We start from the raw sequence: 26093 nt of genomic DNA, 5'->3' as shown, positions 1-26093 counted from the left end.
CCCCATCCCCGCACGACACGCCACCGAGAGTGAGCGAAGGAGGCCCCACATGGCCGTCGACTACGCAGTGATCGCCGTCTATCTGGCCGGCATGCTGGCCATGGGCTGGTGGGGCATGCGCCGCGCCAGGTCCAAGAGCGAGTTCCTGGTGGCCGGGCGCCGCCTCGGGCCCGCGATGTACTCAGGCACCATGGCGGCGATCGTCCTCGGCGGCGCCTCCACCATCGGCGGTGTGGGCCTGGGCTACCAGTACGGCCTGTCCGGCGCCTGGATGGTCTTCACCATCGGCCTCGGGCTCCTCGCCCTCTCCGTCTTCTTCTCGGCCCGGATCGCCCGGCTGAAGGTCTACACCGTCTCCGAGATGCTGGACCTGCGCTACGGCGGCCGGGCGGGGGTCATCTCCGGCCTGGTCATGTGGGCGTACACCCTCATGCTCGCCGTCACCTCCACCATCGCCTACGCCACGATCTTCGACGTCCTCTTCGACATGAACCGCACGGTCGCGATCGTCCTCGGCGGCTCGATCGTCGTCGCCTACTCGACGCTCGGCGGCATGTGGTCGATCACCCTCACCGACATGGTGCAGTTCGTGGTGAAGACGATCGGCGTGCTGCTCCTGCTCCTGCCGATCGCGGTCGTCCGGGCCGGCGGCTTCGCCGAGATGAAGGCGAAACTGCCGACGGAGTACTTCGACCCGCTGGGCATCGGCGGCGAGACGATCTTCACCTATGTGCTGATCTACACCTTCGGCATGCTCATCGGCCAGGACATCTGGCAGCGCGTGTTCACCGCCCGCGGCGACCGCACGGCGAAGTGGGGCGGCACGGTCGCGGGTACGTACTGTCTCGTGTACGCCCTCGCCGGAGCGGTCATCGGTACGGCGGCCAAGGTCCTCTACCCGAACCTGGCCTCCGCGGACGACGCCTTCGCGACGATCGTCAAGGACGAACTCCCCGTCGGTGTGCGGGGCCTGGTGCTGGCCGCCGCGCTCGCCGCCGTCATGTCGACCTCCTCCGGCGCGCTGATCGCCTGCGCGACGGTCGCCAACAACGACATCTGGTCGCGGCTGCGCGGCATGGTCCGCCCCGCCGGCGACACCGAGCACGACGAGGTGAAGGGCAACCGCCTCTTCATCCTCCTCATGGGCGTCGCCGTGATCGTCACCGCGATCGCGCTCAACAACGTCGTCGAGGCCCTCACGGTCGCCTACAACCTCCTGGTCGGCGGACTGCTCGTGCCCATCCTCGGCGGACTGCTGTGGAAGCGCGGCACCGTCCAGGGCGCCCTCGCCTCGGTCGCCGTCGGCGGAGTCGCGGTGATCGTCCTGATGGCGACCCACGGCATCCTCGCCAACGAGCCCGTCTACTACGGCCTGCCGGCCTCCCTGGCCGCCTACCTCGCCGTCTCCCTGGCGACCCCGCCGACCGCCCCCGCCGTCCTGGCCGCCTGGCGGGCCCGCCTCGCGGGCCAGGAGGCTCCGGACACCGTGTCCACCCCCGTCCCGGCTCCCCAGTAGAGTCGTACGAGAAGTAGTACATACGCGATGAAGCGTAAGAAAGAAGGCATTTGACCATGAGCAGCAACGAGACGCCCCGCGGCCCTGTCGACTCCTCCCGCGTCCCGCGGTACGCGGGTCCCGCGACCTTCGCCCGGCTGCCCCGGCTCGACGAGGTCGGCCGTGCCGACGTCGCCGTGGTGGGGGTGCCGTTCGACTCGGGCGTCTCGTACCGGCCGGGCGCCCGCTTCGGCGGCAACGCGATCCGCGAGGCGTCCCGGCTGCTGCGCCCCTACAACCCGGCGCAGGACGCCTCGCCCTTCGCCCTCGCCCAGGTCGCGGACGGCGGCGACATCGCCGTGAACCCGTTCAACATCCACGAGGCCGTCGAGACGATCGAGGCGGCCGCCGACGACCTGCTCGGCACCGGCGCCCGGCTGATGACCCTCGGCGGCGACCACACCATCGCGCTGCCGCTGCTGCGCTCGGTGGCGAAGAAGCACGGCCCGGTGGCCCTGCTCCACTTCGACGCCCACCTCGACACCTGGGACACCTACTTCGGCGCGGAGTACACCCACGGCACCCCGTTCCGCCGCGCCGTCGAGGAAGGCATCCTCGACACCGAGGCCCTCTCCCACGTCGGCACCCGAGGCCCGCTCTACGGCAAGCAGGACCTCACCGACGACGAGAAGATGGGCTTCGGCATCGTCACCTCGGCGGACATCTACCGGCGCGGTGCCGACGAGGTCGCCGACCAGCTGCGCCAGCGCATCGGTGACCGCCCGCTCTACATCTCCATCGACATCGACTGTCTGGACCCGGCCCACGCACCCGGCACCGGCACCCCGGAGGCGGGCGGCATGACCTCCCGCGAACTCCTCGAGATCCTGCGCGGCCTGGCCTCGTGCAACCTGGTCTCGGCCGATGTCGTCGAGGTGGCCCCCGCGTACGATCACGCGGAGATCACGTCGGTGGCCGCGTCCCACACGGCGTACGAACTGACCACGATCATGTCCCGCCAGATTGCAGAGGCTCGCGCGAAGTGACCCACGACCACGACCTGGTACTCCGCCCGACGGCCGCACAGACGGAGGCCGCGCTCGATCCGCCCCCCGGCCGCAACGGCGGGGACCTGGTCGTGGAGACCCTGGCCGGGCTCGGCGCCACCACCGTCTTCGGCCTGCCCGGCCAGCACGCCCTCGGCATGTTCGACGCCCTGCGCCGCTCCGCACTGCGGTACATCGGCCTGCGGGTGGAGAACAACGCGGGGTTCGCGGCGGACGCCTACGGCCGCGTCACCGGCGAGGCGGCCCCGCTGCTGCTGTCGACCGGCCCGGGCGCGCTGACCTCCCTGGCCGCGCTCCAGGAGGCCGCCGCGGCGAGCGCCCCCGTCCTGGCGATCAGCAGCCAGGTCCCGACGGCCGGCCTGGGCGGCGGCCGCCACGGCTATCTGCACGAACTCCCCGACCAGGCGGCCTCCTTCCGGGGCATCGTCAAGTCCGTCCACACGGTCCGCACCCAGTCCCAGATCCCGTCGGCGATCACCGAGGCGTGGAAGTCCGCGCTCACGGCCCCGCACGGCCCGGTGTGGGTGGAGATCCCGCAGGACGTGCTGCTGGCCGAGACGCCGATCCCGGTGGTGACGGTCGGCGACGCCTTCCCCGAGGAGCTGCCGCCGCGTCCCGAGCTGACGGCGGTCGCGGCGCACCTGCTGTCCACGGCCGAGCGCCCGGCGATCATCGCGGGCGGCGGCGTGGTGCGGGCGGACGCGTCGGGCAAGCTGCGGCAGCTGGCGGAGCTGATCGACGCCCCGGTCGTCACGACCTTCGGCGGCAAGGGCGCGTTCCCGTGGAACCACCCGCTGTCGCTGCGCTCCTGGCTGGAGGACCGGCACACGACCGACTTCCTGGAGGACGCGGACGTCCTGCTGGTGGTCGGCTCGGGCCTCGGTGAACTCTCCTCCAACTACCACACGTTCAAGCCCCGCGGCCGGGTCGTCCAGATCGAGGCGGACCTCGGCAAGCTGGAGTCCAACCACCCGGCCCTCGGTATCCACGCGGACGCCCGCCTCGCCCTCCAGGCCCTGCTGGAGACGGTGACGGAGCGCCACGACGAGAGCGCCCCCGACCGCGTACGGGACGTGCTCGCCCGCGTCCACGAGCGCATCGCCGCCCAGGAACTCACCCTGGAGCAGGACCTGCTGGCGTCGGTCCGCGCCGCGCTCCCGGCCGACTCCCCGTCCTTCTGGGACATGACGATCCTGTCCTACTGGGCCTGGTCGGCCTTCGACCCGAAGTCGTCCAACACCATGCACTCCGCCCAGGGCGCCGGCGGCCTCGGCTACGGCTTCCCGGCCGCCCTCGGCGCCGCGGCGGCCGACCCGACCCGGCCGGTCCTGGCGGTGTCCGGCGACGGCGGCGCGCTGTACTCGATCGCCGAACTCGCCACGGCCCGCCAGTACGACCTCCCGGTCACCTGGCTCATCGTGGACGACGGCGGCTACGGCATCCTCCGCGAGTACATGACGGACGCCTTCGGCCAGGCCACGGCGACGGAACTCACCCGTCCCGACTACGTGGCCCTGGCGGAGTCCTTCGGTGTGCCGGGCGTCCGGACCTCACCGCAGACCCTGGAGGCGGATCTGGCGAAGGCCTTCGCGGCCCCGGGCCCGTCGGTGGTCGTCCTCCCGGCCCTGCTGCGGATGTTCGCGCCCACACACCTGGGCTGACACCGTGGTCGGTAGGGTCGTGCCATGTCCGGTGCAGCCCGAACCCCCGCTCCCGTCCCCGTAGCTCCCGTCACCGCCGACGATGTGACCGACGCCGTCCGGGCTGCGGCGGCCGTGCTGCGCGCGGCCGGCCCGGCGGCGGACTGGGACGCCGACGCCGGTTCCCTGGAGTGGAGTTGCTGGGAGACCGTCGAGCACCTGGCCGACGACCTGTTCTCCTACGCCGCCCAACTGGGCCCGGAGCGGCCGCCGTCGGACCGCGAGGTGCCCTTCGTCTGGAGCCGGCAGCGGCCCGGCGGCCCGGCGAACGTCGTCTTCGCGGACCGGGCCGCCGGACCGGCCGGGCTGGCGCAGGTGCTGGAGGCCGGCGGTGCCCTGCTGAGCGCCATGGTGCGCAGGACCCCGGCGACCGTCAGGGCGCACCATGTCTTCGGCGCCGCCGACCCCGAGGGCTTCGCCGCGATGGGCGTCGTCGAGACGCTGGTGCACCTGCACGACGTGGCGGCGGGGCTCGGGGCCGGCTGGACGCCCGACGAGGACCTGTGCGGCCGGGTGCTGGCCCGGCTCTTCCCGCACGCCCCGACGCAGACCGGCCGGTGGCCCACACTCCTGTGGGCCACCGGCCGGGGCGAGCTGCCCGGTCACGAGCGGCTCACGCGGTGGCGCTGGTACGGCGCTCCCGCGGGCGAACGCTAGAGGTCGGCGGGCGCGGGGTCCCACGCCGTCGGTCCGGCCGCCGAAGCCGTCCCCGGTGGGGTCGGTGACGGGGGCGGCCGGTTCGGCGCGTGCTTCTACCAGATCGCCTCGACCCACTCCGGGTGGTCGATGAACGGGTTGCGGTTGTGCTGGTAGGTGTCGTAGATGACCTGGTTGCGGTTCTCCTCGAAGGCGCTGGGCGGGTCCGCCTCGTTCCACGCCTTGAGGACGGAGAGCTTGCCCATGTAGGGGTTGCTGCCGTTGCCGACCTTCTCGTTGGGCTCCAGGTCGGCGAAGCCGTCGTCACCCTCGTAGCGCACGGCCATGTAGAGGATCATGCGGGCCACGTCGCCCCGGTCCGCGGCGCGCGGCTGGAAGGAGTCGGAGTCGACGAGGCTGCCGCCGCCGTTGGTGACCGTGCTGCCGCCGTTGTCGAAGTCGAGGTTGCCGCGGGTGCTGTTGACCTGGACGTCGCAGGCGCGCAGATGGTGCAGGTCGGTGCCGGGCCCGGTCACCTCGCCGAAGTCGCCGTGGGACTTGGCCCAGGTGTGCTCGCGGTTCCAGTCGCCGACGTCACCGCCGTTGAGGGACTTGCTGCGCGAGACACCGCTGTACAGCAGGATCACGTTGCTGCTGTTGTTCGGGTCCTGGTCGGTGACCTTCAGCGCGTTCCAGACCGCGGAGTACGAGATCTTCGTCTGGCTGCTGATGATCGTGTGCAGCGAGGACTTCAGGCTCGTACCCGTCTTGCCGACCGCGTTCTTGTAGTACGTCGAGTCGTACGCCGTCGTGGTCGCCGCGGCGGGGGTCGCGGTGAGCGCGGGCGCGGTGAGGCCGACCAGGACGGCAGCGGTGGCAAGCGCCACCGACTTCCATCGGCGTATGCGTGTCGCCAGCATGTGGGGTGTCCGATCTACGCGGGTTGATTGGAGGCGGCAATCGGGAGAGTGACATGCACATGCGGCCATGGCAATGAATCTGGCATGTCCATCAGGTGACGGGGACCGGCAAATTGCCCCTTGTCTACGCGAGTTGACAGGACGAAACGGCCCCTGACCGAAGGGTCAGGGGCCGTCGGGGCCGTGCCGGTCGTCCGGATCTCAGCCGACGTCCGAGGCGTCCAGCCGGTAGACCGTCGACTGGCTGCTCTGCGACGAGGTGCCGGCGTCCGCGTCCGTACCCGAGCCCGAACCCGCGTCCGTACCCGAGCCCGAACCCGCGTCCGTACCCGAGTCCGCGTCCGTACCCGACGTGGAGCCGTAGTCGCTCTCCTTCACCGCCGTCCCGTTCTTCTGCACCCAGGTGGTGATCTCCTGGTTCAGGCTGCTGTTGCCGCCCATACCGCCACCGCCGAGCTGGATGTAGTGCAGTTCGCCCTTCTTCACCAGCTCCTTGAGCCTGGCGAGGGTCATCGCCCGGTCGGAGCCGGTGAAGCCCCACATGGAGATGACGGGCTTGCCGGAGCTCAGGATCAGCTGGCCGGCGCTCTGCGAGTTGGACACCGCGATCAGCCAGGTGGCGCCGTCCTGGTGCTTCTCCAGGTACGAGACCAGCTCGTTGCTCGCGCCGCCCATGCCGCCGCCTCCGCCCCCTCCACCGAAGCCGCCTCCGCCGCCGGGGCCGTTCTGGGTGCCGCCCGGTGCCCCGGCCGCACCGCTCTCGCCGGTGCCGCCGGTGCCGTCGGTGCCGTTCGGTGGGGGGCCGCCCATCTCGCCGCCGCCCTGCTGGGCACCGCCGGGCATCTCGCCGTTTCCGCCGCCGGGCTGCGGCTGGCCGCCGCCCCCGGGGAACCCGCCCCCGGCCTGCCCGTCCTGCTGCGCCTGGCCGCCCTGCTGCGTGCCGCCCGGCGCCTGGCCGCCGGGACCGCCGCCGCTCCGGCCGCCGCCCCCGGGACCGCCCATGCCGCCCCCGGTGGACGGGCCCGCGGTGGGGTTGGTGCCGCCCATGCCGCCGGTGGCGGAGTCGAAGGCCGGCGAGGCGGCGTACGCCGTCGGACCCGCGAGGGCCGCCACGACCGCCGCGGCGAGGGACACGCCGAGCAGCCGGGCCCTGGTGCCGGAGCCGGCGGACCGCAGGACGAACAGCCCCACGATCGCGAGGACCATGACCACCCCGACGGCCGGCCAGAGCCAGGTGTTCCAGCCGGTGGCCCGGCGCAGCAGCACGACCGCCCAGACGCCGGTCACCGCGAGGCCCGCGGGCAGCACCCAGGACCAGCGGGCGTCACCGCCGCGGAAGGCGCGCCACAGCAGGACACCGCCGCCCCCGCACAGCGCCGCGATGCCCGGGGCGAGCGCGGTCGTGTAGTACGGGTGCATGGTGCCCTCGGCCATGGCGAAGGTCAGGTAGTGCAGCACCAGCCAGCCGCCCCACAGGACCAGCGCCGCGCGGGTGAGGTCGGTGCGCGGGGCGCGGCCGCGCAACACCAGGCCGGCGACGAGCGCGAGGCCCGCGAAGGGGATCAGCCAGGAGATCTGGCCGCCGAGGACGTCGTTGAACATCCGGCCGATGCCGGCGGTCCCGGCGAAGGTGCCGCCCCCGCCCCCGCCGCCCCCGCCCCCGCCGTTGCCCTCGCCGCCGAGGACCCGGCCCAGGCCGTTGTAGCCCATGATCAGGTCCCAGGCGCTGCCGTCGGTCGAACCGCCGATGTACGGGCGGCTCCCGGCGGGCACCAGGGACACGGCCGTGGCCCACCAGAAGCTGGAGACGGCCAGCGCCACGGCGGCCAGCGCCAGGTTGACGGCCTTCTTCCGCCAGCCCGGGCGCGACGCGTACACGTACACGGCGAAGACGGCGGGCAGGGCGATGTAGCCCTGGAGCATCTTGGTGTTGAAGGCGAGCCCGAAGCACACCGCGGAGCCGATGAGCGGCAGCAGCCGGTCCTCGCGCGTGGCGCGCAGCGCGAGGGCCGCGCCCGCCACCATCAGCAGGACCAGCAGGGTGTCCGGGTTGTTGTCCCGGTTGATGGCGACCGTGATGGGGGTCAGGGCGAGCACGAGCGCCGCGATCGCGGCGGCCGCGTGGCCGAAGGCCCGCTTCACGGACGCGTGCAGGATCCAGATCGTGCCCAGCGCCGCCGCGATCTCCGGCGCCATCATCTGCCAGGTGCCGAAGCCGAAGACCCGGCAGGACAGGCCCATGACCATGAGCGCGAACGGCGGCTTGTCGACGGTGAGGAAGTTCCCGGCGTCCAGCGAACCGAAGAACCACGCCTTCCAGCTCTGCGTACCGCTGTAGACGGCGGCGCTGTAGAAGCTGTTGAGGCCGTTGGACGACAGGTTCCAGCCGTAGAGCAGGGCCGCCAGGGCCAGGATCGCGAGCAGCGCGGGGAGCGACCAGCGCGGCGCCCCCTCCGCTGGCGGGGCCTCGGCGGTCGCGGCGGAGGCCGTCGGCGGGGCCCAGTCGGGGGACACGGTCGGGTCGGGGACCGGGTCGGGGACCGGGTGGGGGAGTGGATCGGTGGCAGATGTCACCCTCGGCATGCTGTACGCCGGTTGTGGGTGGTCGCTGTGCCCAGCCTGGCCGCGACCTGTGAAGACGCACAGCGGCCGGTAACGGGTTACCCAGGCTTTGCCCAATACCCCCGGTCACCCGTACAACCTTTCGGGTGAACCTGTGTGTCAACAGAGCATGACTCACCGGACTCACAGAAGCAGGAGAGCGCTGGCCGCCACGGCACTCGGCACCGGCCTCCTCGTCACCGGCGTGGCCACCGCCGCGCCCGCCTCGGCGGCCACACCCACGGTCACCTGCACGTCGAGCAAGGCGGCCCTGGCCACCAAGCTGAAGAAGGACATCACCGCCGCCCTCGCCAACCGCAAGGGCACGATCGCGGTCGGCCTCTACGACCGCTCCACCGGCACCACCTGCACCCTGCGCGCCTCCACCGCCTACGACTCGGCGAGCGTCGTGAAGGCGACCGTCCTCTCCGCGCTGCTGTGGGACGCGCAGAAGACCCCTCGCGCGCTGACCAGCCGTGAGAAGTCGCTGGCCACCGCCATGATCACCAAGTCGGACAACGCCTCCACCACCACCCTGTGGAAGCAGCTCGGCATGACGAAGATCAAGGGCTTCCTGACGGCCGCGAAGATGACGCAGACCAAGCCGGGCGCGAACGGCTACTGGGGCCTGACCCAGATCACCGTCACCGACGAGCAGAAGCTGCTCAAGCTGATCACCGCGAAGAACACGGTCCTCACCGACGCCTCGCGCTCCTACGTCAGCACGCTGATGGGCCAGGTCGTCTCCTCGCAGCGCTGGGGCACCCCGTACGGCCGGCCCTCGGGCGTCTCCTGGCACGTCAAGAACGGCTGGCTGTCGCGTGCCACGAACGGCTGGCGGGTGCACAGCATCGGCACCTTCAAGGGCGGCGGCCACGACTACATGATCACGGTCCTCACGCACGGCAACAGCACGATGGACTACGGCATCACGACCATCCAGGGCGTCGCCAAGGTGATCCACAAGGATCTCGCGGCCTCCTGAACGGCCCGGACCGTCCGGCCCGTCCGGGACCGTCCCGAACAGTCCTGAACGGTCCTGGACCGGGCGACCTTTCACGCATCGGCCCACCGCGCGTCACCGACCCGCCCTACGGTGACGCCCATGCGCCTGCGAACCGTACTCGCCTCCCTGACCGCCGGCCTGGCGGCGGCCGCCTCCCTCACCGCCGCCGGGCCCGCCCACGCCACCGGCGCGCGGGCGGACAGCGCCTGTTCGCCCACGGTCTCCCTCGACCACTTCTCCGACGCGCTCGACAAGACGACGTACGACGGCACCTTCGTCGGCAACTTCTCCGCCCTCGCGCTCGACACGGACGGCTCCCTCGCCGCGCTCTCCGACCGCTCCTCCCTCTTCCGTCTGGACGCGCGCACCCTCGCCCCGGCCTCGGTCGTGCCCCTCGCCGACGAGAGCGGTGCCGCGCTCGACAGCGAGGGTCTCGTCGTCGACGCCGACGGCACCCGGCTGATCACCTCCGAGACCGAGCCGTCGATCCGCCGCTACGGCGCCGACGGCCGGATCCTCGACCGGCTCCCCGTCCCGGCCCCGCTGCTCGTCGCCCCCGCCGGCCGCGCCACCGCCAACCAGACCTTCGAGGGCCTGACCCTGCTGCCCGGCGGCCGCACCCTCCTCGCGTCGATGGAGTACGCGCTCTCCGGCGACAGCGCCGGCATCGTCCGCCTCCAGACCTGGGAGCGGCACCGGGGCCGCTTCCGGCTCGCCGCCCAGTACGCCTACCGCACCGACCCCGGCCTCGGCGTCCCCGAGATCCAGGCCCTCCCCGACGGCCGCCTCCTCGTCCTGGAGCGCGGCTTCACGGCCGGCGTCGGCAACACGGTCCGCCTCTACCTGGCCGACCCCCGGCACGCCACGGACACCTCGGCCGTCGAGAACCTCACCGGCGGGAGCGGTGTGCGCCTGGTCGGGAAGACCCTGCTCACCGACCTCGTGACCTGCCCGTCACAGGGAGCGACCGCCAAGCAGCCCCAGCCGAACCCGCTCCTGGACAACATCGAGGGCATGGTCGTCACGGGGTACGCGAAGGGACGGCTGAAGGTCCTCCTGGTCAGCGACGACAACCAGAACGCGGTACAGACGACCCGCTTCTACGACCTGCGGGTACGCGTCCGACCGCTCGCTCGGTTTGTTGCGGCGGGATGAAATCACCCCCCGCCGGCGTTGGTGCCTTCCGGTAGATCAGGTCAGCGAAAGCGGAGGGCACCGGCGTGAGCGACACACGGGGATGGGCACGGCGACTGGCGGGATACGCCTGGCGGTATCCCAAGGACGTCGTCCTCGCTCTCGGCTCCTCCCTCGTCGGCATGGCCGTCATGGCGCTGGTCCCGCTGGTCACCAAGGTGATCATCGACGACGTCATCGGCGGGCACACCCGTGACATGGCGCCCTGGGCCGCCACCCTGATCGGGGCCGCCGTCCTCGTCTACGCCTTCACCTACGTCCGCCGCTACTACGGCGGCCGGCTCGCCCTCGACGTCCAGCACGACCTGCGCACCGAGATGTACGGGACGATCACCCGGCTCGACGGCCGCCGCCAGGACGAGCTGTCCACCGGCCAGGTCGTCGGCCGGGCCACCAGCGACCTCCAGCTCATCCAGGGCCTGCTCTTCATGCTCCCGATGACCATCGGGAACATCGCCCTCTTCGTGATCTCCCTCGTGGTGATGGCCTGGCTGTCCCTGCCGCTCACCCTGGTCGCGCTCGCCGTCGCCCCCGCCCTGTGGTGGATCGCCCGGCGCAGCCGCAGCAGGCTCCACCCCGCCACCTGGTACGCCCAGGCGCAGGCCGCGGCCGTCGCGGGGGTGGTCGACGGGGCCGTCAGCGGTGTCCGCGTGGTGAAGGGCTTCGGGCAGGAGGACCAGGAGACCGGGAAGCTCCGGGAGGTCGGCCGCAAGCTCTTCGCGGGACGGCTGCGCACCATCCGGCTGAACAGCAGGTACACCCCCGCCCTCCAGGCCGTGCCGGCGCTCGGCCAGGTCGCGATGCTGGCCCTGGGGGGCTGGCTCGCGGTGGGCGGGCACATCACCCTCGGCACGTTCGTCGCGTTCTCCACCTACCTCGCCCAGCTGGTCGGCCCGGTCCGCATGCTGGCGATGGTCCTCACCGTCGGCCAGCAGGCGCGGGCGGGCACCGAGCGCGTCCTGGAGCTGATCGACACCGAGCCGTCGATGACCGACGGCACCAAGGAACTCCCGGCCGACGCCCCCGCCACCGTCGAGTTCGACGACGTCCGTTTCGGCTACGACGCCGGCCGCCCCGTCCTGGACGGGCTGAGCTTCGAGATCCGCCCGGGCGAGACCCTCGCGGTGGTCGGCTCCTCCGGCTCCGGCAAGTCCACCGTCTCCCTGCTCCTGCCCCGCTTCTACGACGTCACCCGGGGAGCCGTCCTGATCGGCGGCCACGACGTCCGCGAACTCACCCTCGACTCGCTGCGCGCCGCGATCGGCCTGGTCCCCGAGGACTCCTTCCTCTTCTCCGACACGATCCGCGCCAACATCGCGTACGGCCGTCCCGACGCCGGCCAGGAGGAGATCGAGGCCGCCGCCCGGGCCGCCCAGGCCGACCGGTTCATCGCCGAGCTGCCCGACGGGTACGACACCAAGGTCGGCGAGCACGGTCTGACCCTCTCCGGCGGCCAGCGCCAGCGCGTCGCCCTGGCCCGCGCGATCCTCACCGACCCGCGCCTGCTGGTCCTGGACGACGCGACCTCCGCGGTGGACGCGCAGGTCGAGCACGAGATCCACGAGGCCCTGAAACAGGTCATGGAGGGGCGCACCACCCTCCTCATCGCCCATCGCCGCTCCACCCTCGGCCTCGCCGACCGGATCGCCGTCCTCGACGCGGGCCGGCTCGCCGACCTCGGCACCCACGAGGAACTCCAGGAGCGCTCGGCGCTGTACCGCAGGCTGCTCACCGACCCGGACGAGCTGGGCGGTGTCTCCCCCGGGCACGCCCCGCAGGCCGCGCCCGACGAGGACACCTCCGTCCGCGACGAGCTGGACGCCGAGTTCGACGCCGAGCGCGGCATCACCCCCAGGCTCTGGGCGGGGGAGCGGGTGCCGCGGGACGCCGCGACGGACGGCATGCCCGCCACCCCGGAGCTGCTGGCCCAGGTCGAGGCGCTGCCGCCCGCGGCCGACGTCCCGGACGTCGACGAGGCCCGCGCGGTCACCGCCGAGGAGTCGTACGGCCTGCGCCGGCTGCTGCGCGGCTTCGGTCCGCCGCTGCTGATCAGCCTGGGCCTGGTCGCCCTGGACGCCGGCATGGGCCTGCTGCTGCCCGTGCTGATCCGGCACGGCATCGACCAGGGCGTCACCCGGGCGGCCCTGGGCGCCGTCTGGGCGGCCTCGCTGCTCGGGCTGCTGACCGTGCTGGTGCAGTGGGCCGCGCAGACGGGCGAGACCCGGATGACCGGCCGGACCGGCGAACGCGTTCTCTACACGCTGCGGCTGAAGATCTTCGCCCAGCTCCAGCGGCTCGGGCTCGACTACTACGAGCGGGAGCTGACCGGCCGGATCATGACGAGGATGACGACGGACGTCGACGCCCTCTCGACCTTCCTCCAGACCGGCCTGGTCACGGCGTTCGTCTCGGTCGTCACCTTCTTCGGCATCATGGGCGCGCTGCTGGTGATCGACGTCGAGCTGGCCCTGGTCGTCTTCGCGACGCTGCCGCCGCTGATCGTCGCCACCTACTTCTTCCGCCGGGCGAGCGTGAAGGCGTACGAACTGGCCCGCGAGCGGGTGTCGCTGGTCAACGCCGACCTCCAGGAGTCGGTGGCCGGGCTGCGGATCGTGCAGGCCTTCCGCCGGGAGCGGGACGGAGGGGCGCGGTTCGCGGAGCGCAGCGACAGCTACCGTCAGGCGCGGATCCGGGGCCAGTGGCTGATATCGGTCTACTTCCCGTTCGTCCAGCTGCTGTCGTCGGTCGCGGCGGCCGCCGTGCTGATCGCGGGCGCCGGCCGGGTGGACGCGGCGACCCTGACGACCGGCGCGCTGGTGGCCTACCTGCTCTACATCGACCTGTTCTTCGCCCCGGTCCAGCAGCTCTCCCAGGTGTTCGACGGCTACCAGCAGGCGACCGTCTCGCTCGGCCGTATCCAGGAGCTGCTGCGGGAGCCGACGTCCACGAAGTCCGCGGACGAGCCGCTGGAGGTGCTCTCCCTGCGCGGCGAGATCGCCTTCGAGGACGTGCGCTTCGCGTACGGCTCCGCCGACGACCCCGAGGAGGCGCTGGGCGGCATCGACCTGCGCATCCCGGCCGGCCAGACCGTCGCGTTCGTCGGCGAGACCGGCGCCGGCAAGTCGACCCTGGTGAAGCTGGTGGCCCGGTTCTACGACCCGACCGGCGGCCGGGTCACGGTCGACGGCACGGATCTGCGCGCCCTCGACCTCACCTCGTACCGGCACCGGCTCGGCGTGGTGCCGCAGGAGGCGTACCTCTTCCCCGGCACCGTCCGTGACGCGATCGCCTACGGCCGGCCCGAGGCCGGCGACGCCGAGGTGGAGGCGGCGGCCCGGTCGGTCGGCGCGCACGAGATGATCGCGACGCTCGACGGCGGCTACCTCCACGAGGTCGCCGAGCGCGGCCGCAACCTCTCCGCCGGCCAGCGCCAGCTGATCGCGCTGGCCCGGGCCGAGCTGGTCGACCCCGACGTGCTGCTCCTCGACGAGGCCACCGCGGCCCTGGACCTGGCCACCGAGGCCCAGGTCAACCAGGCCACCGACCGGCTGGCGGGCCGCCGTACCACGCTCGTGGTCGCCCACCGGCTGACCACCGCGGCCCGCGCGGACCGGGTGGTGGTCATGGACCACGGCCGGGTCGCCGAGGACGGCACCCACGACGAGCTGCTCGCCCGCGACGGCCGGTACGCCCGCCTGTGGCGGACCTTCGTCGGCGAGGGCGAGCCCGAGGAGCCCGTCGGCGCGACCCGGTGACGACCGCGCAACCATCCGACATATGTCGTGCGTCCGTACATCAGTACGGTGAAGACGGTGCGGCGGGGAGGGGCGGGGACCGTGGTTGTAGGTGCGATACGCCGGTGGGCGGCGGCGCTGCCCGCCGTGGTGGTCGCGGCCGTGCTCCTCGGCCTCCTGGCGCCGGGGACCGCCCAGGCCGCGCCCGTGTCCTGCGACGGGATGCGCAAGGTGCGCACGGTGGCGTTCCCCAACGGCTTCGTGCACATCTACAAGACCGGCGGCCGGGTCTGCGCCCGTACCTTCGCGCAGCACCCCGGCGCGAAGCGGAAGATCACCGTCAGTGTGCAGGCGCGCGGTCATGTCGCGGTGCGGAAGGGGCGCAAACACGCCCGTAGCTCCCCGGCGGTGCAGGTCTATGCCGGACATCGCTGCGTATGGGTGAAGGGCTGGGTCGGGCGGGACTCGGGCGGTTCCGGCTGGATTCTCTGCTGAACGCCACGCCATGGCCCAACCCCCTCTGGTGTGAAGGGTGTTGCTCCGATAGCTTCCGGCGCACATCTGTCTCACAGGGGAAGGGTGCACGCGCATGCGCAAGGCGCTCAGATGGCTGCTCGCGCTCACCGTGCTGATAGGCACGCTGAGCACGGCGGGGGCGGCAACAGCCGCCGAGCCGGAGGCCACCGACATCAAGGACCGGCTGCTCGCGATACCGGGCATGAGCCTGATCCAGGAGAAGCCGTACCCCGGCTACCGCTTCTTCGTCCTGAACTACACCCAGCCGATCGACCACCGGCACCCGTCCAAGGGCACGTTCCAGCAGCGGATCACCGTGCTGCACAAGGACGTCAGCCGCCCCACGGTCTTCTACACCGGCGGCTACAGCGTCTCCACCAACCCCGGCCGCCGCGAACCCACCCAGATCGTGGACGGCAACCAGGTCTCCATGGAGTACCGCTACTTCACCCCGTCCCGCCCCGACCCGGCGGACTGGTCCAAGCTCGACATCTGGCAGGCGGCCAGTGACCAGCACCGCATCTTCAAGGCCCTGAAGACGGTCTACGCCGAGAACTGGATCTCCACGGGCGGTTCCAAGGGCGGCATGACTGCCACCTACTACGAGCGCTTCTACCCGAAGGACATGGACGGCGTGGTGGCCTACGTCGCCCCCAACGACGTCGTGAACGACGAGGACTCGGCCTACGACCGCTTCTTCGCCCAGGTCGGCACCAAGGAGTGCCGCGACCGGCTGAACGCCGTGCAGCGCGAGGCGCTGGTACGCCGTGAGCCGCTGGAGAAGAAGTACGCCGAGTACGCGGCGGCCGAGGGCTTCACCTTCGACACCATCGGCAGCCTGGACCGCGCCTACGAGGCCGTCGTCCTCGACTACGTCTGGGGCTTCTGGCAGTACAGCCTGCTGTCCGACTGCGCCACGATCCCGGCGGACGCCAAGAACGCGACCGACGACGAGATCTGGACCTCGGTGGACACGATCTCCGGGTTCTCGTTCTACACGGACCAGGGCCTGACCCCGTACACCCCGTACTACTACCAGGCCGGTACCCAGCTGGGCGCGCCGACGATCCGCTTCCCGCACATCGAGAAGCAGTACGTCCGCTACGGCTACCAGCCCCCGCGCAACTTCGTCCCCCGCGACATCTCCATGAAGTTCCAGCCGGGGGCGATGCGGGACGTCGACACCTGGGTCAGGCACAACGCCCGGCACATGCTCTTCGTCTACGGCCAGAACGACCCGTGGGGCGCCGAGCGGTTCCGCCTCGGCAAGGGCGCGAAGGACTCCTACGTGTTCACGGCGCCCGGCCTGAACCACGGCGCGAACGTCGCCGGACTGGTCGCCGACCAGAAGGAACTGGCCACCGCCCGCATCCTGGAGTGGGCGGGCGTCTCCGCCACCGCCGTGGCGCAGGCGAAGCCCCTCGCGAGGTTCGACGCGAAGCTGGACGTCCGGGACGTGGAGCGCGAGCCCGCACTGCGCCCGTGACACCGTGACACCGCGACGGCGCACCGAGAACACCGCGCTGAGCACACCGTACTGAGACAGCGTCAGACCGGACGCGCGCATCCCACCGGATCCGGGCCGCCGAGCTGGACGTAGAGGGCCGTGGACGCCGGGCACTTCGCCCGCGCGGCCACGGCCCTCACCACCTTGTACTGCGGTGCGCGCACCCCCGACCCGTCGCACGCGGTCTCGCGCACCTGACCGCCGCCCACGTCGTAGACGCAGTCACCGACGGTGGTGCGCGGACCGCCGCCCGCGCCCGGGTCGCCCGGGTGCGGGGGCTGGAGGTTGCGCATACAGGCGTAGCCCGGCGGGACGGCGGCGGTGCCGTCCCCGGCGGCCTGCGCGCCGATGTGCAGCACGAAGTCGGTGGCCGGCGGACACGGCGGGCCCTGGCCGGCCGTCCCGTCGTGCCGCGCCACGACCCGGGCGGCCGCCCGTTCCCCGCCGCACGGCACCTCGGTGAACCGGGTCGTCCCGAACGAACTGCACTCGCCGGCCCCGAGGAACACCGTGCCGAAGCCGGACCCGGCCGCCACCGGGGCGGAACCCGACGGTCCGGCCGGAAGGCGCTCCTCCGCCGGTGCCTGGCATCCCGCCAGGAACAGCGCGAACAGCGCCCCCGCACACCCCGCCCACCGTCTGTCGTGCATCGTCATTCCCCCACCCGCACCCCGGACCAGCGTGACCCGCGGGAGCGGGGCACGCCAGCCGGGGCGCGGCGCTTTGCGCGCGGTGCGGGGGGTGTGATCAGCGGGCGGCGTACGCCGGATACGTCAGGCCGTGCCCCGTCGGGTACAGCACCTGCGTCGGATCGTCCGCCCGCCGCACCGGCACCGGCAGCCGCCCGTGCGGGGCCGCGGCCCCCGCGATCACCCGGGCGGCGGCCCGCAGTTCGACGTCGGTCCAGGAGTAGGCGGCCACGAAGCCCTTCACCAGGGGCAGCTGGGCCACGTCGTACGGGTTGCGCACCGCGACCGCCACCACCGGCCGGCCGGTCGCCACCAGCCGTTCCACCAGCGTGCGCTGCGGGCTGTCCGCGGTGACGTTGTAGGTCGCCACCACCACCGCGTCGGCGCCGCCCGCCGCCGTCACCGCCCGCGCGATCGTCCCGGCCGACGGCGCCGTACCGGTGGCGAGGGTGGTCGCCGTGAACCCCAGCGCGGTGAACGCGGCCGCCAGGACACCGGTGGGCGGGCCCGTGGTGCCGGACGGGGAGGCCGGATCGGCGCCCACGACCAGCAGCCGTCGCTGCGTCCCAGGCGACAGGGGGAGCGTCCGGCCCTCGTTGACCAGCAGGGTCGTGGTCCCCGCCGCGATCCGGTCGGCCGCCGCGCGATGCGTGCGCCGGCCCACCACACGGGGGACGGCGGCGGGATCGGCGTACGGCGCGTCGAGCAGCCCGAGCCGCTCCTTCAGCCGCAGGATCCGCAGCACCGCCGAGTCGAGCCGCTCCTCGGCGAGTTCCCCGTCCCGCACGGCCTTCAGGACGGCGTTCCAGGCGACGGCCAGGTCGGGCGGGTCGAGGAGCTGGTCCACGCCCGCCTTCAGCGCGAGCACCGGCACCCGGTCGTCGCCGTACTTGGTGCGCACGCCCGCCATGCCGAGCGCGTCGGTGACCACCACCCCGTCGTAGCCGAGCTGTTCGCGCAGGACGCCGGTGACGATCGGGCGGGAGAGGGTGGCCGGGTCGCCGGAGTCGTCGAGAGAGGGGACCAGCAGGTGCCCGGTCATGATCGAGTCGATGCCGGCCGCGATCGCCGCCCGGAAGGGTACGGCGTCCAGCCGCTCCCACTCGTCACGGGTGTGGGTGATGACCGGGAAACCGGTGTGGCTGTCCACGGCGGTGTCCCCGTGCCCGGGGAAGTGCTTGGCGGTCGCCGCCACCCCGGACGCCTGGTACCCGCGCACCTCGGCCGCCGCCAGGGTGCCCGCCGCCCGCGGGTCGGCGCCGAAGGAGCGCACGCCGATGACCGGGTTGGCCGGGTTCACATTGACGTCGGCCACCGGGGAGTAGTTCTGCCGGACGCCCATCGCGCGCAGCTCGCGGCCGGCGATCCGGCCCAGCGTGCGGGCGTCCGCCCGGGAGCCGCCGGCGCCGAGGGCCATCGCGCCGGGGAAGAGGGTCGCGGGTGCGCCGACCCGGCAGACGATGCCGTGCTCCTGGTCGGTCGAGATCAGCACCGGCAGCCCGCGCGGCTGCCCCAGGGAGGCCCGCTGGATGCCGTTGGAGAGGTCCGCGATCTGGCGCGGGTCACGGGTGTTGTGAGCCCAGGTGAAGTAGATGATCCCGCCGACCCGGTACCGCGCGACCAGCTCGGCGGCCGTACGGACGCCCATCTCGGCGAGGTTGGCGTCGATGTCGGCCCGGTCGGGGGCGGTCGCCGAGTGGCCGTAGACCCGGGCGACGAAGACCTGGCCGACCTTCTCCTGAAGGGTCAGGCCGGAGACGAGGGCGCGCAGCCGGCGGTCGTCCGCCAGGGCGGGACCGCCGACGGTGAGGGCCGCGGTGACCCCCGCGGTGGCGGCGAGGACGGTGCGTCTGGAGGGCACGTGCGGGCTCCTTCCGGAGGGGTTCGGTGGCGCACGGTACCCGGTGCGGTGCCGCCATCGGCGCATTGGAGGGGGGCGCGCCGATGGCGGCGGGGGCCGCCGGCCGCGGTGCGGCGGAGAGGGTGGGTCAGCGATCGCAGCCAGCAGCGAGGGCCGACACCGCACCGCGGTGACTCGTCCGACAGCTTGCGGGTTGGACGAGCGGGGCGGGGGCCGGGTTCCCGGTGCGGACGGATTTCCGGAAGTTGGTGCGGGAGGGGTGCGGGGGGGCTGGTGGGACGGCGTTCCGGTGGGGGTCGGGTGGTGGGCCGCTGGTGATCGGCCTCCGGCGGGCGACGGGATTCAGGTGGTGACCGTGGGCGGGCGGGTGGGTGCGGCCGTCACCGTCGGCCACCGTTCCCGCAGCACCCGTACCGTCTCCGCGATCGCCGGGCGCCGGGCCGCGCCCGTGCGCCACAGCGCGTACAGGCGCCGTACCGGCGTCGGGTCGAGGGGCACCTCCACCACGCCCGGCGGCAGCGGCCCCCGGCCCAGGCGGGGGATCAGGGCGATGCCGAGGCCGGCCGCGACCAGCGCGACCAGCGTCGGGTTCTCCTCGGCCTGGTGGACGATGTCCGGCTCGTGCCCGGCCGCGCGCAGGGTGCGCACCAGCCAGTCGTGGCAGATCCGGCCGGGCGGCTGGCAGATCCACCGCTCGCCGCCCAGCTCCTCCCGGCGCAGGGCCGTCCGCCCCGCGAAGGGATGGTCCTCGGGGACCAGCAGATCGCACAGGTCGTCCCCGATCACCGCCTGCTCCACGCCCGCCGGAGCCGGCAGCGGGGCGATGTCCCAGTCGTGCGCGACGGCGAGGTCCACGGCGCCCCGGGCGACCAGGTCGACCGACAGGTGGGGGTCGACCTCGCTGAGGCGGGCGTCCAGGGCCGGGTGGGCGCGGGCCAGCTCGGCCAGCACGGCGGGCATCAGACCGCGCGCCGCCGACGCGAACGCGGCCACCGTCAGCCGCCCCGCCGGCACCCCGCGCCGCTCCTCGAGCGCGGTCTCCGCCCGCTCCACGATGGACAGCAACTCCTGCGCCGTGTCGACGAGTTGCAGCGCCTCCGCGGTGAGCCGCACGCCCCGCCCCGCCCGTTCGAGCAGGACCGTCCTGGTCTCCCGCTCCAGCTTGGCGATCTGCTGGGACACGGCCGAGGGCGTGTAGCCGAGCGCGGCGGCGGCCGCGCCGACGGTGCCGTGCACGGAGACCGCGTGCAGGGCGCGCAGGCGTTGCAGATCGAGCACCGGACGCTCCTTCGTTCAGCGTTGCTTCATCCGACCGTGCAGCAATCATCGCTGGTGCTTCACGGTCCCGGCGCGTGATCCTCGACGCATGCGTCCCGCCCACCTCGCCCTCGCCGTTCTCGTCGCCGCCGTCTGGGGCGTCAACTTCACCGTCGTCGAGATCGGCCTCGGCCACTTCCCGCCGCTGCTCTTCTCCGCCCTGCGCTTCCTGGTGGCCGCCGTGCCCGCGGTGTTCCTCGTGGGCCGCCCGAAGGTGGCGTGGAAGTGGATCGTGGCGGTGGGGCTGGTGCTGGGGGTGGCCAAGTTCGGGCTGCTGTTCGTCGGGATGGACGCGGGGATGCCGGCCGGACTGTCCTCCCTGGTCCTCCAGATCCAGTCGGTGTTCACGGCCGCCGTCGCCTTCGCCGTCCTCGGCGAACGCCCCACCCGCGTCCGGCTGCTGGGCATGGTGGTGGCCCTCGCCGGGATCGGGGTCGCGGCCGTGGACGAGGGCGCCTCGGGTCCGCTCGGCGCGTTCGCGCTGGTCGTCGCGGCGGCGGCCTGCTGGGGCGTGTCGAACGTCCTCACCCGCAGGGCGGCGCCCCCGGACGCCCTGAACTTCATGGTCTGGGTGAGCACGGTCCCCGTCCTCCCCCTGCTGGCACTGTCCCTGCTCACCGAGGGGCCGGAGCGGGACCTGGCCGCCCTGCGCGCGCTGGACCGGCAGGGCGTGGGCACGGTCGTCTACGTCGCCTGGATCACCACGGTCTTCGGCTTCGGCGCCTGGGGGTGGCTGCTGCGCCACCACCCCGCGTCCACGGTCGCCCCCTTCTCCCTGCTGGTCCCGGTGTTCGGCATGACCTCGGCCGCCGTCCTCCTCGACGAGCCGGTGAACGGCGCCCGCTGGTGCGCGGCGGCCCTGCTGGTGGGCGGGGTGGCCCTGGCGTCCCTCGCACCGGGGCGGACGTCCCCGGCACCCGCCCGCACGGCCCAGGCATCCGCCCGGACGTCCCCGGAGCCCGCCGCGCCCGTCGTCCATCCCGTGGACGTGGGCACGTCCGGCCGCCCCGGCGCGGGATCATGAGGGGCATGGCCCTCGTCGACATCCCCGGTTCCAAGTCCATCACCGCCCGTGCCCTGTTCCTGGCGGCCGCCGCCGACGGCGTCACCACCCTTCAGCGTCCCCTGCGCTCCGACGACACCGAAGGTTTCGCCGAGGGCCTCGCGCGGCTCGGCTACCGCGTCGGCCGCACCCCGGACACCTGGCAGGTCGACGGCCGCCCGCAGGGTCCCGCGGTCGCCGAGGCCGACGTGTACTGCCGGGACGGCGCGACCACGGCCCGCTTCCTGCCCACGCTGGCCGCCGCCGGGCACGGCACCTTCCGCTTCGACGCCTCCCCGCAGATGCGCCGCCGCCCCCTGCTCCCGCTCACCCGCGCGCTGCGCGACCTGGGCGTGGACCTGCGGCACGAGGAGGCGGACGGCCATCATCCGCTCACGGTCGCCGCGGCGGGCGTCGAGGGCGGCGCGGTGGTGCTGGACGCGGGCCAGTCCTCCCAGTACCTGACCGCGCTCCTGCTGCTCGGCCCGCTGACCCGCACCGGCCTGCGCATCACCGTCACCGACCTGGTCTCGGCGCCGTACGTCGAGATCACCCTCGCGATGATGCGGGCGTTCGGGGTCGAGGTGGGCCGCGAGGGGAACACGTATGCCGTCCCGCCGGGCGGCTACCGGGCGACCACGTACGCGATCGAGCCCGACGCCTCCACCGCGAGCTACTTCTTTGCGGCGGCCGCGGTGACCGGCGGCGAGGTGACCGTGCCGGGGCTGGGCCAAGGCGCGCTCCAGGGCGACCTGGGCTTCGTGGAGGTGCTGCGGCGGATGGGCGCCCGGGTGGAGACCGGCGCGGACCGGACCACGGTCGCGGGCACCGGCGAACTGCGCGGCGTCACCGTCAACATGCGGGACATCTCCGACACCATGCCGACCCTGGCCGCCCTCGCCCCCTTCGCCTCCGGGCCCGTCCGGATCGAGGACGTGGCCAACACGCGCGTGAAGGAGTGCGACCGCCTGGAGGCCTGCGCGGAGAACCTGCGCCGCCTGGGCGTCGAGGTGGCGACGGGCCCGGACTGGATCGAGATCCACCCCGGCACCCCGCGGGGCGCGGACATCAAGACCTACGGCGACCACCGCATCGTCATGTCCTTCGCGGTGACCGGCCTGCGCACCCCCGGAATCTCGTTCGACGACCCGGGCTGCGTCCGCAAGACTTTCCCCGGATTCCACGAGGCGTTCGCAGGGTTGAAGGGGGAGATCGCCGGGTGAGTTTCACCTTGGAGGGGCCGGTCCTGGCGGGCGCGCTGGTGCGCCTGGAGCCGCTGGAGCACCGGCACGCGGCCGAGCTGGCGCGGGCGGCGGAGGAGGACCGGGCGTCGTACGCGTACACCTGGGTCCCCAGGGCCCACGAGGTCGGCGCCTACATCGACGCCCAGCACGCCCGCGCGGCCACGGGCCGGCTCGCGCCCTACGCCCAGGTCTGCGTCGCCTCGGGACGGGCGGTCGGCGCCACCTCGTACTGGGAGCCGCGCTGCTGGCGGTCCGAGGACCGGCTGGACGCGGTCGAGGTCGGCTTCACCTGGCTGGCTCCGTCCGCCCAGGGCACCGGCGTGAACGCGGAGGCCAAACTGCTGCTCTTCCGGCACGCCTTCGAGGAGTGGGGCGTCTCCCGCGTCGACCTGAAGACCGACGCCCGCAACAGCCGCTCCCGCGCGGCCATCGAGAGCGTCGGCGCCCGCTTCGAAGGGGTCCTGCGCAACTGGTCCCGGTCCTGGGCCCCGGGCGAGGACGACCGCCTCCGCGACTCGGCGGTCTTCTCGATCACCGCACCCGAATGGCCCGAGCGTCGGACCCGGCTGGAGGAACGCGTGGCGAGGTTCCTCGCCGGCTCCTAGGCCGTGTCTGACCTAGAGCGTGCCCGTCCCGCCCCCGCCGGGCGGGACCGCGGCGGCCGCGCCCACCGAGGCCGCCGCCCGGCGCAGTTCCTCCCGCACCGCCCCGAGCACCGGATCACCCTCCGCCCCGGCCCGTACGGCGGCGAAGACGTTGCGTGAGGGCGGCTCTCCCTCGGCCGGGCGCAGGGCCAGGGCGCGCGGGGAGCAGAGGGAGCGCACGAGGCGGGGGACCAGGGCCACGCCCTGTCCCGCCTCGACCAGGCCGGCCAGCGCCGCCCAGTCGTTCACGTCGTGGCGGATCTCGGGGGTGAAGCCGGCGGCCGCGCAGACCGAGCGGGTCACCGCGCCGCAGCAGCTCAGCCCGGATCCGACGATCCAGGTGTCCGTGGCCAGTTCGCGCAGCGGCACCTCGGCACGGCAGGCGAGCGGATGGTCCGGCGGGAGGGCGACGTCCAGGACGTCGGTGAGCAGGTCCTCGCGGGTGTAGCGGCGGTCGGTGTGCGGGGGAGCGGCGGCGAAGTCCACCGCGACCGCCACGTCCACCTGGCCGCCGTCCAGCGCGGTGAACAGGTCCGGCGGCTCGGCCTCCACCACGTCCACCCGGACCCGGGGGAGGCGCTCGCGCAGCGCCCGCAGCGCGGCCGGCAGCAGCCCCAGGATGCCGCTGGAGAAGCAGCCGACCGTCACCGTGCCCCGGCCGCCCTCCTCGTACGCCGCGAGGTCGGCGCGGGCCCGCTCCAGCTGGGCGGCGATGACGTCGGCGTGCGCGAGCAGCACCCGGGCCTGACCGGTGAGCCGTACGCCCCGGCCGTCGCGTTCGGTGAGCGGTACGCCCAGGTCGCGGGCGAGGGCGGTGAGTTGCTGGGAGACCGCCGAGGGGGTGAGGTGCAGGGCCTCGGCCGTCCGGGCGACGCTGCCCCGGCGCTGGAGTTCGCGCAGGACGGTGAGGCGGCGCAGATCGATCGTGAAGGCGGGGCTTAAGGAATCCACGCGGGAAGATTAACTGGACCTGCGTGGTGGGGTCTGGCGATCATCGGAACATGACGACGACCCCGCGCGCCTTCCTCATCCTCCACGGCTGGCAGAACCACCGCCCCCCGGCCCACTGGCAGCACTGGCTCGCCGACCGTCTGACCGGCCTGGGCCACGACGTCACCTACCCGCAGCTGCCCGACCCGGACGACCCCTCCCTCGAACGGTGGCTGACCGACCTGGAGGGCCACCTCGCCGGCCTCGGCGCCGACGGCACCGAGCGGGTCGTCGTCGCCCACAGCCTCTCCGCCGTCCTGTGGCTGCACGCCGTCGACCGGAAGCTGCCCGGGACGGCCGCCGTCGACCGGGTCCTGCTGGTGGCCCCGCCGTCCGCCGCCGTGCTCCTCACGTACCCGGAGATCACGGAGTTCGCGCCGCCGCCGCTCGACGGGCTCGTGTTCCCCGCCCCCACCCGGCTGGTCGCCGGCGACGACGACCCCTACCTCCCGGAGGGCGCCCGGGCGGCCTACGGCGATCCCCTGGGCCTCACCGCCGAACTGCTGCCCGGCGCCGCCCATCTCGACCTCGAGGCCGGCTACGGCTCCTGGCCGTCGGTGCTGGAGTGGTGCCTGGACGCGGACACCCGGCTCACGGTCCGGCCGTGACACCGGCCGCGGGACCGCCGGCCTCCAGCGGCGTGTCCCGCGGTGCGTCCCGCGGCGCCTCCGGCTCGTCCGCCCCGGCGCCGCCGGCCCGCAGCTCCGGAGTCGTCACCCCCACCGCCGTCACCGCCGCCAGGCACATCAGACCGCCCGCGACCAGCGCGGTCGCCCCCGACGACCAGCCGGCCAGCACACCGCCGCGCAGATTGCCCAGGTGCGGGCCCGCCTGACCGACGATCGTCTCGGCCGCCGTCACCCGGCCCAGCAGGGCGTCCGGGGTGAGGGTCTGCACGATCGTGCTGCGGGAGAGCACGGCCACCGAGTCCGCCGCACCGGCCAGCGTCAGCATCGCCAGGCCCGCCCAGGCACTGGTCGTCAGCCCGAACAGGGCGAGGCCCACGCCCCAGGTCGCCGACGCGCACAGCATCACCGGCCCGGGCCGGGCGAGCCGGGTGACCGGCCCGGAGAAGGCGGTCGCCGCCACCCCGCCCACCGCGAGCGCCGACAGGAACAGGCCGAGCGTGCGCGGATCGCCGCCGAAGCGCTCCGCGTTGACCAGCGGGAACAGACTCGTCGGCATCGCCAGCACGGTGGCCGCCAGATCGGTCAGCAGCGCCCCGCGCACCACCCGGTGCCCGGTCAGGAACCGCAGCCCGTCCAGGACGCCGTGCACCCCGGGACGGGACTTCCCGCCCTCGGGCGGCAGGGCGGGCAGCCCGTAGGCACCGTAGAAGGAGAGACCGAAGCTGACGGCGTCCAGCAGATAGCAGACGCCGATGCCCCACCAGCCGAGCACCAGGCCCGCGACGGCCGGGCCGAGCAGCATCATCGCCTGCCCGGTGACCTGGTTCAGGGCGAGACCGGCGGCCACCTGGTCCTTGGGCAGCAGCCGGGGCACGAACACCCCCGCCGCGGGGGCCCCGAGCGCCGCGAACCCCGACTGCGCGGCGACCAGCGCCAGTACCCCCGCCACCGGGACGTGCCCGGTGAAACCCTGCACGGCGAGCAGCAGGGAGCAGACGGCACACCCGGTGGTCGACATCAGGTAGGCGCGGCGCCGGTCCGCCCGGTCCACCCAGGAACCCGCGAACAGTCCGACGCCGATCATCGGCAGGGCCTGCGCCAGGCCGACCGCGCCGCTCCACACGGCACTGTGCGTCATGTCCCACACCTGGTACATGACGGTGACCATGGTCATGAAGCTGCCGAGCGTGGACACCGTGCGCCCGATCAGCAGCCGCCGGTAGACGGGGGAGGTCCGCACGGGGCGGATGTCGAGGAGGGCCCGGGAGAGCGGGCTCATGACGGGACGGCGGCGGAACACG

20 protein-coding genes are annotated in these 26093 nt (G+C 73.3%); 13 read left to right on the top strand and 7 right to left on the bottom strand.

Going from position 1 to position 26093, the window contains the following annotated elements; translation table 11 throughout:
* The first annotated feature begins 49 nt into the window (after positions 1 to 49).
* From IE275_RS08625 to IE275_RS08610, 4 genes are read left to right on the top strand one after another with little or no spacing between them, the layout of a single operon-like run.
* On the top strand, positions 50 to 1516 hold the full coding sequence (locus IE275_RS08625) for a sodium:solute symporter family protein (RefSeq protein WP_189709384.1): 1467 nt from the start codon (positions 50 to 52) through the stop codon (positions 1514 to 1516).
* Positions 1517 to 1572: 56 nt separating this feature from the next.
* Positions 1573 to 2541, top strand: a complete 969-nt coding sequence (gene speB / locus IE275_RS08620; protein ID WP_189709382.1) for an agmatinase — start codon at positions 1573 to 1575, stop codon at positions 2539 to 2541.
* The gene (locus tag IE275_RS08615) at positions 2538 to 4223 is read left to right on the top strand and encodes a thiamine pyrophosphate-binding protein (RefSeq protein WP_189709380.1); all 1686 of its coding nucleotides are present in this window, start codon (positions 2538 to 2540) and stop codon (positions 4221 to 4223) included. The genes speB and IE275_RS08615 overlap by 4 nt, the downstream gene beginning before the upstream one ends.
* 24 nt (positions 4224 to 4247) lie before the next feature.
* Positions 4248 to 4919, top strand: a complete 672-nt coding sequence (locus IE275_RS08610; RefSeq protein ID WP_189709378.1) for a hypothetical protein — start codon at positions 4248 to 4250, stop codon at positions 4917 to 4919.
* Positions 4920 to 5014: 95 nt separating this feature from the next.
* Here IE275_RS08610 and IE275_RS08605 read toward each other — a convergent pair whose 3' ends face one another.
* Positions 5015 to 5818 (bottom strand): endonuclease I family protein, encoded by an 804-nt coding sequence (locus IE275_RS08605; protein WP_189709375.1) that lies wholly within the window; start codon positions 5816 to 5818, stop codon positions 5015 to 5017.
* A gap of 201 nt (positions 5819 to 6019) precedes the next feature.
* Positions 6020 to 8392: a mannosyltransferase YkcB-related protein gene (locus IE275_RS08600; RefSeq protein WP_229870158.1), complete on the bottom strand. Its 2373-nt coding sequence runs from the start codon at positions 8390 to 8392 to the stop codon at positions 6020 to 6022.
* Positions 8393 to 8549: 157 nt separating this feature from the next.
* Here IE275_RS08600 and IE275_RS08595 point away from each other — a divergent pair, with 157 nt between their 5' ends.
* From IE275_RS08595 to IE275_RS08575, 5 genes are all read left to right on the top strand, one after another.
* A complete protein-coding gene (locus tag IE275_RS08595) occupies positions 8550 to 9404 on the top strand; it encodes a serine hydrolase (RefSeq protein WP_189709371.1) in 855 nt (284 codons plus the stop codon).
* A gap of 120 nt (positions 9405 to 9524) precedes the next feature.
* A complete protein-coding gene (locus IE275_RS08590) occupies positions 9525 to 10580 on the top strand; it encodes an esterase-like activity of phytase family protein (RefSeq protein ID WP_189709369.1) in 1056 nt (351 codons plus the stop codon).
* A 65-nt stretch (positions 10581 to 10645) separates the two neighbouring features.
* Complete coding sequence (locus IE275_RS08585; protein WP_189709367.1) at positions 10646 to 14374, top strand: ABC transporter ATP-binding protein; 3729 nt, start codon at positions 10646 to 10648, stop codon at positions 14372 to 14374.
* A gap of 81 nt (positions 14375 to 14455) precedes the next feature.
* A complete protein-coding gene (locus IE275_RS08580; protein ID WP_189709365.1) occupies positions 14456 to 14848 on the top strand; it encodes a hypothetical protein in 393 nt (130 codons plus the stop codon).
* Between the two features lie 94 nt (positions 14849 to 14942).
* Positions 14943 to 16355 carry a S28 family serine protease gene (locus IE275_RS08575; protein ID WP_189709363.1) on the top strand — a complete coding sequence of 471 codons (1413 nt, stop codon included), beginning with the start codon at positions 14943 to 14945 and terminating at the stop codon, positions 16353 to 16355.
* Positions 16356 to 16417: 62 nt separating this feature from the next.
* Here IE275_RS08575 and IE275_RS08570 read toward each other — a convergent pair whose 3' ends face one another.
* The 3 genes from IE275_RS08570 to IE275_RS08560 form a co-directional block, all read right to left on the bottom strand.
* Entirely contained in the window at positions 16418 to 17026 is a 609-nt protein-coding gene (locus IE275_RS08570) for a hypothetical protein (RefSeq protein WP_189709361.1), read from the bottom strand.
* A gap of 97 nt (positions 17027 to 17123) precedes the next feature.
* The gene (locus IE275_RS08565) at positions 17124 to 18926 is read right to left on the bottom strand and encodes a glycoside hydrolase family 3 protein (RefSeq protein WP_229870157.1); all 1803 of its coding nucleotides are present in this window, start codon (positions 18924 to 18926) and stop codon (positions 17124 to 17126) included.
* A 342-nt stretch (positions 18927 to 19268) separates the two neighbouring features.
* Complete coding sequence (locus IE275_RS08560; RefSeq protein ID WP_189709357.1) at positions 19269 to 20204, bottom strand: LysR family transcriptional regulator; 936 nt, start codon at positions 20202 to 20204, stop codon at positions 19269 to 19271.
* A gap of 88 nt (positions 20205 to 20292) precedes the next feature.
* On the opposite strand from IE275_RS08560, the gene IE275_RS08555 reads away from it, so the two are divergent.
* From IE275_RS08555 to IE275_RS08545, 3 genes are read left to right on the top strand one after another with little or no spacing between them, the layout of a single operon-like run.
* Positions 20293 to 21267 (top strand): EamA family transporter, encoded by a 975-nt coding sequence (locus tag IE275_RS08555; protein ID WP_189709355.1) that lies wholly within the window; start codon positions 20293 to 20295, stop codon positions 21265 to 21267.
* A gap of 5 nt (positions 21268 to 21272) precedes the next feature.
* Entirely contained in the window at positions 21273 to 22508 is a 1236-nt protein-coding gene (aroA, locus tag IE275_RS08550; protein ID WP_189709353.1) for a 3-phosphoshikimate 1-carboxyvinyltransferase, read from the top strand.
* Positions 22505 to 23134, top strand: a complete 630-nt coding sequence (locus tag IE275_RS08545) for a GNAT family N-acetyltransferase (RefSeq protein ID WP_189709351.1) — start codon at positions 22505 to 22507, stop codon at positions 23132 to 23134. The genes aroA and IE275_RS08545 overlap by 4 nt, the downstream gene beginning before the upstream one ends.
* Positions 23135 to 23146: 12 nt before the next feature.
* Here IE275_RS08545 and IE275_RS08540 read toward each other — a convergent pair whose 3' ends face one another.
* The gene (locus IE275_RS08540; protein WP_189709349.1) at positions 23147 to 24124 is read right to left on the bottom strand and encodes a LysR family transcriptional regulator; all 978 of its coding nucleotides are present in this window, start codon (positions 24122 to 24124) and stop codon (positions 23147 to 23149) included.
* A 50-nt stretch (positions 24125 to 24174) separates the two neighbouring features.
* Here IE275_RS08540 and IE275_RS08535 point away from each other — a divergent pair, with 50 nt between their 5' ends.
* The gene (locus IE275_RS08535; RefSeq protein WP_189709347.1) at positions 24175 to 24771 is read left to right on the top strand and encodes an RBBP9/YdeN family alpha/beta hydrolase; all 597 of its coding nucleotides are present in this window, start codon (positions 24175 to 24177) and stop codon (positions 24769 to 24771) included.
* Here the strand turns inward: IE275_RS08535 and IE275_RS08530 are convergent.
* The gene (locus tag IE275_RS08530; RefSeq protein WP_189709345.1) at positions 24755 to 26071 is read right to left on the bottom strand and encodes an MFS transporter; all 1317 of its coding nucleotides are present in this window, start codon (positions 26069 to 26071) and stop codon (positions 24755 to 24757) included. The genes IE275_RS08535 and IE275_RS08530 overlap by 17 nt on opposite strands.
* Between the last annotated feature and the right edge of the window lie 22 nt (positions 26072 to 26093).

Origin of the sequence: Streptomyces phaeofaciens, assembly GCF_014648915.1 — a bacterium.
Lineage (GTDB): Bacteria > Actinomycetota > Actinomycetes > Streptomycetales > Streptomycetaceae > Streptomyces > Streptomyces phaeofaciens.
The sequence above is the reverse complement of the archived record's forward strand: the minus strand, read 5'-3'. Positions and strand labels throughout refer to the sequence as shown.

What these genes read in the sequence shown, in the direction of transcription:
- IE275_RS08555 (WP_189709355.1), top strand. Translation starts at nt 20,293, where the DNA reads ATGCGTCCCGCCCACCTCGCCCTCGCCGTTCTCGTCGCCGCCGTCTGG.
- IE275_RS08575 (WP_189709363.1), top strand. Translation starts at nt 14,943, where the DNA reads ATGCGCAAGGCGCTCAGATGGCTGCTCGCGCTCACCGTGCTGATAGGC.
- IE275_RS08570 (WP_189709361.1), bottom strand. Translation starts at nt 17,026, where the DNA reads ATGCACGACAGACGGTGGGCGGGGTGTGCGGGGGCGCTGTTCGCGCTG.
- speB (WP_189709382.1), top strand. Translation starts at nt 1,573, where the DNA reads ATGAGCAGCAACGAGACGCCCCGCGGCCCTGTCGACTCCTCCCGCGTC.
- IE275_RS08595 (WP_189709371.1), top strand. Translation starts at nt 8,550, where the DNA reads ATGACTCACCGGACTCACAGAAGCAGGAGAGCGCTGGCCGCCACGGCA.
- IE275_RS08530 (WP_189709345.1), bottom strand. Translation starts at nt 26,071, where the DNA reads ATGAGCCCGCTCTCCCGGGCCCTCCTCGACATCCGCCCCGTGCGGACC.
- IE275_RS08605 (WP_189709375.1), bottom strand. Translation starts at nt 5,818, where the DNA reads ATGCTGGCGACACGCATACGCCGATGGAAGTCGGTGGCGCTTGCCACC.
- IE275_RS08625 (WP_189709384.1), top strand. Translation starts at nt 50, where the DNA reads ATGGCCGTCGACTACGCAGTGATCGCCGTCTATCTGGCCGGCATGCTG.
- IE275_RS08535 (WP_189709347.1), top strand. Translation starts at nt 24,175, where the DNA reads ATGACGACGACCCCGCGCGCCTTCCTCATCCTCCACGGCTGGCAGAAC.
- IE275_RS08590 (WP_189709369.1), top strand. Translation starts at nt 9,525, where the DNA reads ATGCGCCTGCGAACCGTACTCGCCTCCCTGACCGCCGGCCTGGCGGCG.
- aroA (WP_189709353.1), top strand. Translation starts at nt 21,273, where the DNA reads ATGGCCCTCGTCGACATCCCCGGTTCCAAGTCCATCACCGCCCGTGCC.
- IE275_RS08610 (WP_189709378.1), top strand. Translation starts at nt 4,248, where the DNA reads ATGTCCGGTGCAGCCCGAACCCCCGCTCCCGTCCCCGTAGCTCCCGTC.